Consider the following 11,956-nt stretch of genomic DNA (forward strand, 5'->3'; position numbering starts at 1 on the left):
TCTTTCGAGCACTCCGGCAAAGGTGAAAACAGCCGGAAGCGTTTTTGGCTAGATGCCACAAACCACGATAAACAGCACGTAAATTACCGCGAAAATGGCTTATATCTTGTTACCAAACTGAAAAGGCCACCCGGAAACCGGATGGCCTTTTACAATAGCTTGGCTGATACAGGCGATCAGTGCGGCTGCGGCTCCATGCCGCCTTCGGCCTCGCCGTCGCCCTTGGCTTCGCCGTCACCCTTCACTTCACTGGGGCCGTCCTTCTTGGCGCCGGCTTTCGGCACCGCCGAACCACGGCTGCCCGGAGAATCGTCACCCAGATCGCGCGCGGGCTTCTCGCCCCTCAGCAATGCCTTGATCTCGTCGCCCGTCAGGGTCTCATATTCGAGAAGACCCTCGGCAATCGCGACAAAGCCATCGTGGTTGTCGGTCAGGATACGCCGTGCCTCGGTGTAGGCCTCGTCGATCAGGCGGCGAACTTCGGTATCAATCGTCTGGGCCGTCGCCTCGGAGACATTCTTCGACTGCGAGACAGAATGGCCAAGGAACACTTCCTGCTGGTTTTCACCATAAGCCACCTGGCCGAGAGCATCGGAGAAGCCCCATTGCGTCACCATGGCGCGGGCAAGCTTGGTGGCCTGCTCGATATCCGAAGAAGCGCCTGACGTGATGTTCTCTTTGCCGAAGGTCAGCTCCTCGGCAACGCGGCCACCCATCATGATGACGAGGCGCGACACCATCCACTTGTAACTCATGGAATAGCGGTCGCCTTCCGGCAGCTGCATCACCATGCCGAGCGCCCGGCCGCGCGGAATGATCGTCGCCTTATGCAACGGATCGGCCACGGCAACCTTCAGCGCGGTGATCGCGTGACCGGCCTCATGATAGGCGGTCAGCTTCTTTTCGGCCTCGGTCATGGCAGAGGAGCGGCGTTCCGCACCCATCATGATCTTGTCCTTGGCGTCCTCGAATTCCTGCATGGTGACCACACGCTTGTTGCGGCGGGCGGCCATGAGGGCTGCTTCGTTGACGAGGTTCATCAAATCCGCGCCGGAAAAGCCGGGTGTACCGCGGGCCAGAACCTTGAGATCGACATTCGGCGCCAGAGGCACGTTGCGGATATGCACCTTGAGGATGCGCTCGCGGCCGACGATGTCAGGGTTCGGCACAACGACCTGACGGTCGAAACGGCCGGGACGCAGAAGTGCTGGATCAAGAACATCGGGGCGGTTGGTGGCGGCGATGAGAATGATGCCTTCATTCGCCTCGAAACCGTCCATTTCGACCAGCAACTGGTTCAGCGTCTGTTCGCGTTCGTCGTTACCGCCGCCAAGACCGGCGCCACGATGGCGACCGACGGCGTCGATTTCGTCGATGAAGATGATGCATGGTGCATTCTTCTTGGCCTGCTCGAACATGTCACGCACGCGGCTTGCGCCAACGCCGACGAACATTTCCACGAAGTCCGAACCGGAAATGGTGAAGAACGGCACATTGGCTTCGCCAGCGACAGACCGCGCCAGAAGCGTCTTACCGGTGCCCGGAGGGCCGACCAGCAGCACACCGCGCGGGATTTTACCGCCGAGGCGCTGGAACTTCTGCGGATCACGCAGAAACTCAACGATTTCCTCAAGGTCCTGCTTGGCCTCGTCCACGCCGGCAACATCGTCAAACGTCACGCGGCCATGAGCTTCCGTCAGCAACTTCGCCTTGGACTTGCCAAAGCCCATCGCGCCGCGCGAGCCGCCCTGCATCTGCCGCATGAAAAACAGCCAGACGCCGAGAATGAGGAACATCGGCAGAAGCGTGCCGAGATAGCTCAGAAAGCCGGAAGAGCCGTCGCTTTCGGGACGCGCCACGATGGTGACGTTCTTGCTCTGCAAGCGCTCCATCAGGCTGTCGTCGATGACGGGGGAATAGGTCTGAAAGGCCGTGCCATTTTCGGTATAGGTTCCGAGAACCCGGTTACCGGTGACGGTCACGTCGCGAACTCGCCCGGAATCCACGTCGCGAAGAAACTGGGAATACGGAATTTCCCGCGAACCCGTTTGCGTCGGCGACGTCTGGAACATGCTGAACAACGCGATCAGCAAGAGGGCGATCACGGCCCACAAGGCGAAATTTCTGAAATTTGGGTTCATCGAACTCCCCGAACTCACACGGACATATCTGCTGCCCGCTATTATGTGCCCCTAACATAAGGACGACATCTGCCGTTGCCAAGGCGAACGGCGTTATCTGATGCGTTTTGGTGTAAAAAGTATTCCAAGGCAATTCACGAAAAAGAGGCCCGATTTAAACCGGGGGCTGTGGATATGCCGGGCGACCGAATAAAATTGCGATTGCATTCGCCAACTCAAGGTCGAAACGCGGCAGGAAAAGATCAAATGGTGCAAGCCGTGTCGTAATCTCGACGCCTCCCGCAAAGGAGGCCGATCCGGCTGCGGCGATTTGCGGCAGGCCCGCCATCGCCGATTTTGCCACCCCGGGCGGCACCGACGGAAAAAGCCTAGCCGCTTCCAGAGCATCACCCACCCTGCCTGCCGCAACGCGGATCGGAAATGTGGACCCGTTCCTCACTGAAAAACGGTCGTCCCACAGTCCCTCTTCGGAAGCCTCGAGACGAAGCTCCGGCAGGTTTCGCTGCTCACGGAAAATATAAAGCCCATCCCGCCGGCGATCGAGCAGGACGCGACCGACCGTCATCCGACCGTTTTCACCGGTTTTGAGAAATTGCAGAACCCGCGCCATGCTGCTCGCAGCCGGGAAATAGGCCCTTCCGCCAAGCGCGGCGATGAGCGCCGCCAGCCCGTGCCGGAATTCGGGGTGATCGACCAGCTTGCTGTCCACCGGCAATCTGGCGATTGCGGCCTGAAATATCTGCGCGTGCCTACGCAGGAAATCGGCGCTTTTTTCAGAAAGCGCGTGCCTTTTCGCGGCGGCCTCCGCATCAGGCTGCACCGGAAAATCGGGAAGCGTCTGCCGCACGCGCACGCGCTCATATTTTGTGTTCTCGTTGCTCGGATCGTCAAACCAGCCATGCGAGCGGGATGACACGTAGTCGCGGATTGCCTGCCTCTCACATTTCAGGAACGGCCGCATGATCCAATAGCGCCCATCGTATAATACCGCGTCCGCCATGCCCGAGAGGCCGAGATTGTCAGCCCCCGCGCTGCGGGCGGCACGCATCGCCACGGTTTCCCGTTGGTCGCCGATCGTATGCCCGGTCACGACAAGATCAGCGCCGACCTCCTGGGCAACCCCGGCGATCAGGCGGTAGCGGGCAAGACGGGATGCTTCGGAGATGCCGGCCGCCGGCTTGATGCCGCCCCATCGGCGCGTGGCATGAAAGATATTCAGTTCGGCACAAAGCGCGGCAACCTTGCGGGCCTCATCGGCGGATTCCGCTCTCAGTGCATGGTCGACCGTAATGGCGGAAATCCGCAATCCGTCGCGATCCGCCTCCGTCATTACCTGATGTAATACCAGCAACAGGCCGGTGGAATCGCTACCGCCGGAGATTGCGACGAGGATATGGGCGGGTTTGCGGAGGCTTTCGATGAAAGACCTTGCCGCCGCAAGCGGCGCAGCTGTGTTGTCGCTTAGAATGCGGGCATCAACCGGCATGGAAAGATCGCCACCATGGCAGGAAAAAGATCAGCAGCTCAGCCGCTTCTGTTCGCTTGCAACCTTGTTCAGTACGGTCTTCGACGCACTGGGATAACGCTTCGGCACCTCGCGCAGCGTAGCGCAGGCGGTTTCGGTATTGTCGAGAGCTGCAAGCGACATGCCGAGCTTCATCAACATTTCCGGAGCCTTGGGAGATTTGCCATAGGCCTGGTGACCATTGAGGAAGGTTTTTGCCGCCTCGTTGAACTTGCCCTGCGAATATTGCGCCTCGCCCAGCCAGAAGCTTGCATCCGCTGCCTTGGTGCCTTTGGGATAACCCTGCAGATACTGCTGGAACCCCTGCTCCGCCAGCCTGTAATCGCCGGACAGAACATGGCCGTAAGCGGCCTGATAAATATCGCTTTCGCTGGTCAGCGCCGCTGTGTTGACCGGATCGGTCGTCTTGCGCGGCGTATTGCCGGTGGTCACACCGGGAAGACTGCCGGAAGAATTGTTGGCACCCTGATTGAGCGTCCCACCGATCGGCATTCCCTTGGAATCAAGCTCGATCGAGCCGAGCGTCGTCTCTCCCGGTGCACCTGTCGGTGCATTGGATGGAGCAGACGGCGAAACGGAAGCGCCACCCTCGGGTGGCGTTTCGATGATCGTTGCAACGTCGTCGGTCGGCGGCGTGCCCGGACTGACCGGACTGGCTTCCGCCTTCTTTTTCGGCGCCGTAGGACTTGCGCCCTTGCCGCCGGCATTACCACTTTCCAGTTCCTGGAAGCGGAATTCATTGTCTTCCTGCGCCTTACGGATCGTTTCCTGCATCTGCAGAAGCTGGAAGCTCATTTCCTCGATACGGCCGTTGAGCTGCCGGATCTGCTCTTCAAGCTGCTGAACCCGATACGCTTCGTTGGCCTGAACCCGGATGACCGGGGCCTGCTGAGAGTTGATCGTGCCGAAGCTACCCCCCGCACCGAACAGCGGACCCGAAACGGCAATGCCGCTCAGGCCGGTGCAGGCTGCAAGCCCCAGCATTCCCGCCACGACAAGTTTCTTCATCTCATTCGTCCTGCCTTAACTGATTTGCACCGGAATGGCGCAAGCCGGATTTTTTCCATATCAACCAAAAAAGCAACTTAACTTCGGCCAAACTATGAAAAAAACGAAAGGCGGCCCGAAGACCGCCTTCCATTCAAGATCACAATAACGTCAGGCAATCACATGCCCGCGCCACCAAGAACTGTCACGGCGCGGCGGTTCTGCGACCAGCACGAGATGTCGTCACAAACGGCGACCGGACGCTCCTTACCGTAGGAGATCGTCTTCATGCGGTTTGCCGGAACGCCCTGGGAAGCCAGGAAGTCACGGGTCGAAGCCGCACGACGGGCGCCGAGCGCGAGGTTGTATTCACGCGTACCGCGTTCGTCGGCATGGCCTTCGACGGTGATGGCGTAGTTCGGGTAACGGGCAAGCCACTGGGCCTGGCGCTGCAGGGTCTGCTGCGCATCGGCGCGGATCGAGGTCGAGTCCGTATCGAAGAAGATGCGGTCGCCGACATTGACCGTGAAGTCCTGCTGGGAGCCCGGCGTTGCGGAACCTGCGCCACCGAGACCGAGTTCACCGGCATTGTTCGGCATGTTCTTCTTCGCGCAGCCTGCAAGGGCAAGTGCGAGCGTCATGGCGATAACAGCCGGGTTACGGGCCAGTTTCTGCATCGGGCTGAGTGCCGAAATGTGTGTACGGCTCATCGCCGGTCTCTCCTTGGAAATTTCAATAACGTTGCCAGACACTAACTGATCGCGGTTAATAGCCGGCAAACGCTTATGGTTAACAGAAAGGAAATGTCCCACTTTTTTGCTCCCTCACAACACTTTGCGGCAAGAAAGAGGCATTTTCCCGTGTGGCATGCGTAAAACATGACGGCGCCGGAGTTACCGGCGCCGTCATGGCAGTTAATATCAGTCCAGAAGCGGCGACCATGCCGGGTCCGAAGCAAAGGTTGGCGTCTTGATGAGCTGTTCATTGTAGCCCGTCAGGTCGATCGAATAGAGCTGCGGGCCGCCCGCACCGGCGTTCTGGCGGAAGAACATCAGCACGCGGCCATTCGGTGCCCAGGTGGGACCTTCATTGTGGAAGCCGCTGGTCAGAATGCGCTCACCCGAACCGTCGGTCTTCATCACGCCGATCGAGAACTTGCCGCCCGACTGCTTAGTGAAGGCGATCAGATCGCCGCGCGGCGACCAAACCGGCGTGGAATAGGAACCGTCGCCGAAAGAAAGACGCTGCTGGCCGGAACCATCGGCATTCATCACATAAATCTGCTGGCGGCCGCCACGGTCGCTTTCAAAGGCGACGCGCTGGCCATCCGGCGAAAATGACGGCGCCGTATCGATCGCCGACGTGTTCGTCAGGCGGGTCGTGGTGCGCGAACGCAGATCCATGGTGTAGATATTGGCGTTGCCATCCTGCTGAAGGCTCATGATGACCTTCTGTCCATCCGGCGAGAAGCGCGGCGAGAACGTCATGCCGGGGAAATTGCCGACCACTTCGCGCTGTCCGGTTTCCAGCTGCAGCAGGTAAACGCGCGGCTGCTGGCCTTCGAAGGACATGTAGGTCACTTCCTGACGGTTCGGCGAGAAACGCGGCGTCAGAACGATGTCGTTCGAATTGGTTAGGTTGCGGACGTTGAAACCGTCCTGGTCCATGATCGACAACTGGCGCTTGCGAGCTGTCTTCGGGCCGCTTTCAGAGACAAAGACAACGCGGGTGTCGAAATAACCCTTTTCGCCGGTGATGCGCTCATAGATCGCATCCGCGATGATGTGGGCGACGCGACGCCAGTTTTCCGGCTGGGTGAAGAATTGCTGGCCGGTCATCTGCTGGCCTGCGAAAGTATCCCACAGGCGGAACTCGGCGCGCAGGCGACCATCGCTTTCGCGCGTCACACGGCCAGTCACGAGCGCCTGTGCGTTGATGACCTTCCAGTCTTCGAAACGGGGCTGCTGATCCGGACTGGTAATCTTTTCGATGAAGGCGCTCTTGTTGACCGGCGCGAAAAGGCCGGAACGCTGCAGGTCGGCGGCGATGACCGCCGAGACCTGTGCGCCGATACCGTCGCTCGACATGAAGTCGGTGATGGCGATGGGCAGCGGCTCGACGTTACCCTTGTTGATGTTGATTTCCACCCGCGCAAAAGCCGGTGCGGAGAAAACCGACATGAGGGCCGCGACAGCGAGCACCAGCCGGATCGGCGAAAATATCTTCATGTTGCCAGGCCTTTCAGCATTCATAGCAATTCACTGGGATCGAAGTTCACAACGACTTCGTTCCATGCGTCATATTTGTCGGCAGGAAGGTTCGTGAACGGAGCAGAACGCATGATGGCGCGATAGGCTCCGCCGGAAAGAGCACGGCGCGTTCCTTCGGAACCACCCGTCGCCTCGATCTCGGGCCGACCGATGATGGTTCCATCACGGTCGAGCTTCATGGTGACCCGAACGCGAACGTCCGAGGCATCCGCCATGCCGGGAATGATCTGCCAGTTCTTCTGGATCGCACCACGTAGCGCATCCATTTCCGTCTGGCTGAGCGTCGAACCGCCCGTTGTCTTTTTACCGCCAAGCGACGCCGTCTGTGTCGACCGCTTCGCGCCGCCTCCGGAGGGTGCCTGTTTGTTCAACAGGGCTGCAACATCGTCGGCGTTGAAATCACTTTCCTTGGACGAGGCGGATTTAGCCGTTTCCTGCTTCTTCTCGCCCGGCTTCTTGTCGGAAGGCTTGTCGGTGGACTTTGCCTGGTCGGGCTTGGTCTCGGCCGGTTTTTCAGCAGGCTTCTGCTCGGCAGGCTTGGTTTCTGCCTGTTTCGGCTCTTCCGGCTTCGGCGGTTCGGGGCGGGAGTTCGGGCGCGGCACGTTCTGCGGCACGGGGATTTCGGCCGGCTCCTGCGTGGCCGGCGGCGGTTCTTCCGCCTTGGTTTCCTGCGGCGGCGGTTCCGTCTTCGGCTGCGGCGCTATTTCCGGTTTGGTCTGCGGCAAGGCGGCCATTTCCTGCGGCTTCGGAGCCGAGGTTTCTTCCTTGACGATTTCCTTTACTTCATTCGCCTTGGTATCGACGACCGGCTGCGGCTTTTCCTGCTTTGGCGGGGCAGCGGCGCTGATATTGTCATTGGGCTTTGTCGTCGGCGTCGGCGGCGCTTCTATATCGGCGGTGTTATTACCGATATTCTGGGCGTTTTCGATGATGTCAGGGCGTGTGGTCGGAACAGGAGCCGATTTTTCGGCCTTCGGAGCGTTCTTGTCGCCCTGCTGGATCTGGGTCAATTCCTCGATAGGCACCAGTTCCACCGGCAAGGCCTCGGCCTGCGATACGTCGAGCGGTTCCGGCGAGCCCAGGGAAACCAGGGCGAAAGCCAGAAGCGACGCATGCACGATCGCGGATGTGGTGATGCTGCCCTTCATCGTTTTACGTCAATTGTCCTGTTTCTGCTGGGTCACAAGGCCGATATTCTTGAAGCCTGCCGCCTGGATACGCGCCATCACATCGGCGACGACGCCGTATGCGGCAACGGAATCCGCGCGGACGAAGATACGTTCGTTATAACCTGTCGTGGCGATTGCCTGCAGCTTGTCGGCCACCTCGGCCGCCTGGATTTCGGTTTCCTGCAAATGGATCTGGCCATTGGCATTGACGGAAATCGTGATCGGCTGCGTGTCCGAATTCAGCGCATTGGCGGATGTCTGCGGCAGATCGATCGGCACGCCGACCGTCATCATCGGTGCCGCCACCATGAAGATGATAAGCAGCACGAGCATGACGTCGACCAGCGGCGTTACGTTGATCTCGCTGATCGCGCCGCCTTTGCGCCGTCCGCCGCGCCCACCCCGGCGTCCACCGGAACCGCCGCCGCCGCCACCTGCTGACATACCCATAGTTTTTACTCCATTTTGCCTTGCGGCAAATTACTGCACAGCATGCAAGTTGCGCGGCCGCTTACTGGGCGGCCTGCCGTGTCTGAAGTTTTTCATCGATCTGGCGCGACAGGATCGCGGAGAACTCGTCTGCGAAACCTTCCATGCGGGCGGAAAGCTTGTGCGCATCAGCCGTGAACTTGTTATAGGCGATAACCGCGGGAATAGCCGCGACAAGGCCGATGGCCGTTGCCAGAAGCGCTTCAGCGATACCGGGCGCCACAACCGCAAGGTTGGTCGACTTCGAACCGGCAATCGCCTGGAACGAGGTCATGATACCCACAACCGTACCGAAGAGGCCGATAAAGGGACCGGCCGAACCGATGGTGGCCAGCGAACCGAGGCGGGCCTCATATTGTTCGCCTTCACGCGCAATCGTCACGTCCATTGCCCGATCGATGCGCATCTGCAGACCGATGGGAGAACGCGCGCCGCGCTCGAATGATTTTTTCCATTCCCGCATGGCGGAAACGAAAATAGCTGCAAGACCGCCATTCTGGCGTTCCGCCAGCGTGCGATAAAGCTCCTCAAGCGACTGGCCCGACCAGAACACCTGTTCGAACTGGTCGAACTGGCGCTTTGCCTTGCCGAAGCTCACATATTTGTCAAAGACGATCGCCCACGTCCAGACCGAGGCGGCGATAAGTCCGATCATCACGAGCTTCACGATGAGGCCCGCCTGCATAAACAGTGCCCAGAGACTTACATCGTGCGTCGCCGCTGCCAAACCTGCCTGTTCCATAAATATCCAATCCCCGAATCCAAACGCCCGGTACGGGACCGGGCGATTCAAACGCGTGTTAACGCTCGAAGTCATGCGGCCGCAGCCGTTAACCCCTTTGCCATACCCCGATACTTGCCAGTAAGCCTTACTTGCCAATAAATTTGGTGAAAGGAAGGCGTGCGCCGCACAAATGCCAGTTGCTAAAGTAAGACACCATTATGGTTAAAGGAGTGTTACAACCGGGGCACGCCGGGTGGATTTACTGAACCCGGCCGCCAATTACTTCAGGAATTTTTCCGCAACCGTCTCCGGAAGACGCCTTGGCCGGCCATTGGCATTGATGACGGCGATGATGACCTTGGCGGCGACCAGCAGGGTTTCACCACGCCGGATTTCCTGATTGAGCACCATTTTTGCGCCGCCGGCCTTTTCGGTCACCGTGGTGATCGTCAAGACATCATCCATCCGCGCCGGGGTCTTGAAATCGATCTCCATGCGATGAACGACGAAGACAAGGCCCTCCTCGTCAGCGGTCAAAAGCGCGCTCTGCTCGCAGCCGAGGCAACGCAGGTAATCGGTACGGCCGCGCTCGAGAAAATGCAGGTAGCGCGCGTGATAAACGAGGCCGGAAAAATCCGTGTCCTCGTAATAGACGCGTTGTGTCAGGCGGTGCCCATGTTCGATGAGTTCGCCGGAAAGCGAAACCACAAGCTCGCTCATAATGTCTCCTTGGTAAGTGCGTCCGCATCGATACCACCTTCGCGGACGATGAGATGTTCGTGGCGCGGAGGCAGCACCTCAATGCGGTCTGCAATAAAACGGGGTCTGAGATCGTGCTCCAGCAGAGTGGAGGATTGTGCACGCAACCAGCGGAACTCCACCTCGATACCATCCAGCACCCGGTGAACGATATCGCTTTCATGAAAGGGAAACGCCTGGCGAAGCGACACCAGATAATAAAACGCCAGCTCATGCGCGGCATAATCGCCGTAAGCAAAAAAATTCTCGGCGGACCATAAAAGGCGTTCGACCGAACAATCTCGCTCAAGCTCCTCGCCGATTTCGCGGATAATGGTTTCTTCGGAGCTTTCGCCGATTTCCGCCCGTCCGCCCGGCAGGGCCCAGTAACTGTCCGTTGTGCCGCGCTGAACGAGAACATGGCCATTCTGGAAGATCAACGCCGCCACGCGCATGCTGAAAAGCTGCGGCTTGCGGTCCAGCCGGATCATATGGCGTTCGGGGGCAAAAGTCATTTATCGTCCAGATCGCCGTCATGCCAGACGAGGTGTCTTGTGGTCTGCGGCAGGTGTTCTATTTCGTCGGCGATGAAATAGGGCGGAATATCCAGTTCCGTCAACGCCTCACGCGTTGCCGCGACCCAGCGGAACTCCAGTTCGTTGTCACCATCCTGAACCCGGTGGATGATGTCTGTCGGATGAAAGGCCAGCGTCTCCGGCAGGTCCATCAGGTAATAAAAACCGAGTTCGTGCCAGTCCTTGCCTTCATAAAGGAAGAAGTTTTCGACCGCCCAGAGAAGCCGCCCCACCTTGGCCTCGACGCCAAGCTCCTCCACCATTTCACGCGCCAGCGTTTCCTCGGAGCGTTCGCCCATTTCGGCGCGACCGCCCGGAAAGGTCCAGAATTTTTCATGCGACGCCCGATGCACCAGCACATGGCCATCACGAAACGCCAGACCCGCAACGCGCATCTGGAAGATGCGCTTCGGCTTGAATTTCATCCGGATGCGAGTGTCCTGGTTTTTGTTATCATGCGTCATCATGCTGGCCTGTGGGCTGGAAACATCAAATCATCTTCCGCCCACCCTAACGCATCCATCTCTTCTTTTCTCGCCTTTGCATCATCCCCCACAATGAATTCATCCAGTTGCGGCGGCTTTATCGCCGTGCCGGACAGCATGGCGTGCGCCTGCCCGCGATGATGCGTCTGGTGCTGGAAGAGATGGGAGAGGACATCGTCGCAACGATCCTGCTGGATACGCGCGCCACGATGGATATTGACCGTGGCCGCGAGGCCGTCTTCATCCAAACCGTCGACAAAGGCGATCAGTACCTCGTCAAGTTCCGTCTGGGCGGTGTGCAGTTCCGCCATGGTGGAGAAGGGCTCCTCTTCGGCAAAGGCGGCCAGACCAAGCGTTCCACCCTGCAGGGCATCGATATAGAAGCGGTCGACGGTGTAGATGTGGTTCAGCGTCGCCCTTAGAGTGGGGAAAAAACTGACGCGCGGAGCGATGAACGCTTCCTGCGAAAGCCGAAGACAGGCCTGATGCAGTCGAAAATTGGCCAACCGGTTGTTGCGAGCGAGTTTGCGGAAAATCCGCAGCGGATCGTAAGGCATCAGCGTCCCTCCGTGACCGCCGGATGGCGGCGCTGTTCAATCGGCCCGCTCAAGCTCCGATCGGCTTTTCAGAACCTTTGCGCCGTCTTTCTGTTCGATCAGAAAGCGGGCTCGTCCTTGCTCGCCTTCCGCTTGATCCTGGAGCCGGCGATTGTGCGCTCGACATCATCCGTGAAGGTCTCGACAATCTTACCTTCACCGGTTCCGTTACCCCAGTTCCAGCGAACTTTCGTTCCCTTGCGAAATGCCGACATGATCATCTCCTTACCAAAGATGGTCAAATGCCAGCTCGCCGG

13 protein-coding genes are annotated in these 11,956 nt (G+C 59.0%); all 13 read right to left on the reverse strand.

The window, feature by feature from the left end; all coding sequences use genetic code 11:
- Window positions 1–176: 176 nt before the first annotated feature.
- The 13 genes from ftsH to EXN68_RS14320 all read right to left on the reverse strand — a co-directional run bounded on the left by ftsH (window position 177) and on the right by EXN68_RS14320 (window position 11,914).
- Window positions 177–2,141, reverse strand: a complete 1,965-nt coding sequence (gene ftsH, locus EXN68_RS14260) for an ATP-dependent zinc metalloprotease FtsH (protein ID WP_046799891.1) — start codon at window positions 2,139–2,141, stop codon at window positions 177–179.
- 154 nt (window positions 2,142–2,295) lie between these two features.
- Window positions 2,296–3,627, reverse strand: a complete 1,332-nt coding sequence (gene tilS / locus EXN68_RS14265; protein ID WP_142841530.1) for a tRNA lysidine(34) synthetase TilS — start codon at window positions 3,625–3,627, stop codon at window positions 2,296–2,298.
- Between the two features lie 30 nt (window positions 3,628–3,657).
- On the reverse strand, window positions 3,658–4,674 hold the full coding sequence (gene ybgF, locus EXN68_RS14270; RefSeq protein WP_161991345.1) for a tol-pal system protein YbgF: 1,017 nt from the start codon (window positions 4,672–4,674) through the stop codon (window positions 3,658–3,660).
- 158 nt (window positions 4,675–4,832) lie between these two features.
- Window positions 4,833–5,363 (reverse strand): peptidoglycan-associated lipoprotein Pal, encoded by a 531-nt coding sequence (pal, locus tag EXN68_RS14275; protein ID WP_046799894.1) that lies wholly within the window; start codon window positions 5,361–5,363, stop codon window positions 4,833–4,835.
- 210 nt (window positions 5,364–5,573) lie between these two features.
- A complete protein-coding gene (gene tolB / locus EXN68_RS14280; RefSeq protein WP_052819686.1) occupies window positions 5,574–6,881 on the reverse strand; it encodes a Tol-Pal system beta propeller repeat protein TolB in 1,308 nt (435 codons plus the stop codon).
- A 20-nt stretch (window positions 6,882–6,901) separates the two neighbouring features.
- Window positions 6,902–8,071: a hypothetical protein gene (locus EXN68_RS14285; protein WP_142841531.1), complete on the reverse strand. Its 1,170-nt coding sequence runs from the start codon at window positions 8,069–8,071 to the stop codon at window positions 6,902–6,904.
- Window positions 8,072–8,080: 9 nt separating this feature from the next.
- Window positions 8,081–8,542 (reverse strand): protein TolR, encoded by a 462-nt coding sequence (gene tolR / locus EXN68_RS14290; protein WP_020012206.1) that lies wholly within the window; start codon window positions 8,540–8,542, stop codon window positions 8,081–8,083.
- 61 nt (window positions 8,543–8,603) lie between these two features.
- Window positions 8,604–9,323: a protein TolQ gene (gene tolQ, locus EXN68_RS14295; RefSeq protein WP_003497570.1), complete on the reverse strand. Its 720-nt coding sequence runs from the start codon at window positions 9,321–9,323 to the stop codon at window positions 8,604–8,606.
- A 261-nt stretch (window positions 9,324–9,584) separates the two neighbouring features.
- The gene (ybgC, locus tag EXN68_RS14300; protein ID WP_045019133.1) at window positions 9,585–10,025 is read right to left on the reverse strand and encodes a tol-pal system-associated acyl-CoA thioesterase; all 441 of its coding nucleotides are present in this window, start codon (window positions 10,023–10,025) and stop codon (window positions 9,585–9,587) included.
- Window positions 10,022–10,558, reverse strand: coding sequence for an NUDIX hydrolase (locus tag EXN68_RS14305; RefSeq protein ID WP_142841532.1), 537 nt, complete (start codon window positions 10,556–10,558; stop codon window positions 10,022–10,024). The genes ybgC and EXN68_RS14305 overlap by 4 nt, the downstream gene beginning before the upstream one ends.
- Window positions 10,555–11,082: an NUDIX hydrolase gene (locus EXN68_RS14310; protein WP_142841533.1), complete on the reverse strand. Its 528-nt coding sequence runs from the start codon at window positions 11,080–11,082 to the stop codon at window positions 10,555–10,557. Before EXN68_RS14310 ends, EXN68_RS14305 begins: the two co-directional genes overlap by 4 nt.
- Entirely contained in the window at window positions 11,082–11,660 is a 579-nt protein-coding gene (locus tag EXN68_RS14315) for a DinB family protein (RefSeq protein ID WP_142841534.1), read from the reverse strand. The genes EXN68_RS14310 and EXN68_RS14315 overlap by 1 nt, the downstream gene beginning before the upstream one ends.
- Before the next feature lie 98 nt (window positions 11,661–11,758).
- A complete protein-coding gene (locus EXN68_RS14320; protein ID WP_309546938.1) occupies window positions 11,759–11,914 on the reverse strand; it encodes a hypervirulence associated TUDOR domain-containing protein in 156 nt (51 codons plus the stop codon).
- Window positions 11,915–11,956: the final 42 nt, after the last annotated feature.

This window comes from Martinezella rhizogenes (assembly GCF_007002745.1).
Classification (GTDB): domain Bacteria; phylum Pseudomonadota; class Alphaproteobacteria; order Rhizobiales; family Rhizobiaceae; genus Agrobacterium; species Agrobacterium cucumeris.

What these genes read in the sequence shown, in the direction of transcription:
- ybgC (WP_045019133.1), bottom strand. Translation starts at nt 10,025, where the DNA reads ATGAGCGAGCTTGTGGTTTCGCTTTCCGGCGAACTCATCGAACATGGG.
- tolR (WP_020012206.1), bottom strand. Translation starts at nt 8,542, where the DNA reads ATGGGTATGTCAGCAGGTGGCGGCGGCGGCGGTTCCGGTGGACGCCGG.
- tolQ (WP_003497570.1), bottom strand. Translation starts at nt 9,323, where the DNA reads ATGGAACAGGCAGGTTTGGCAGCGGCGACGCACGATGTAAGTCTCTGG.
- EXN68_RS14320 (WP_309546938.1), bottom strand. Translation starts at nt 11,914, where the DNA reads ATGTCGGCATTTCGCAAGGGAACGAAAGTTCGCTGGAACTGGGGTAAC.
- tolB (WP_052819686.1), bottom strand. Translation starts at nt 6,881, where the DNA reads ATGAAGATATTTTCGCCGATCCGGCTGGTGCTCGCTGTCGCGGCCCTC.
- EXN68_RS14315 (WP_142841534.1), bottom strand. Translation starts at nt 11,660, where the DNA reads ATGCCTTACGATCCGCTGCGGATTTTCCGCAAACTCGCTCGCAACAAC.
- ftsH (WP_046799891.1), bottom strand. Translation starts at nt 2,141, where the DNA reads ATGAACCCAAATTTCAGAAATTTCGCCTTGTGGGCCGTGATCGCCCTC.
- pal (WP_046799894.1), bottom strand. Translation starts at nt 5,363, where the DNA reads ATGAGCCGTACACACATTTCGGCACTCAGCCCGATGCAGAAACTGGCC.
- EXN68_RS14285 (WP_142841531.1), bottom strand. Translation starts at nt 8,071, where the DNA reads ATGAAGGGCAGCATCACCACATCCGCGATCGTGCATGCGTCGCTTCTG.
- ybgF (WP_161991345.1), bottom strand. Translation starts at nt 4,674, where the DNA reads ATGAAGAAACTTGTCGTGGCGGGAATGCTGGGGCTTGCAGCCTGCACC.
- EXN68_RS14310 (WP_142841533.1), bottom strand. Translation starts at nt 11,082, where the DNA reads ATGACGCATGATAACAAAAACCAGGACACTCGCATCCGGATGAAATTC.
- tilS (WP_142841530.1), bottom strand. Translation starts at nt 3,627, where the DNA reads ATGCCGGTTGATGCCCGCATTCTAAGCGACAACACAGCTGCGCCGCTT.
- EXN68_RS14305 (WP_142841532.1), bottom strand. Translation starts at nt 10,558, where the DNA reads ATGACTTTTGCCCCCGAACGCCATATGATCCGGCTGGACCGCAAGCCG.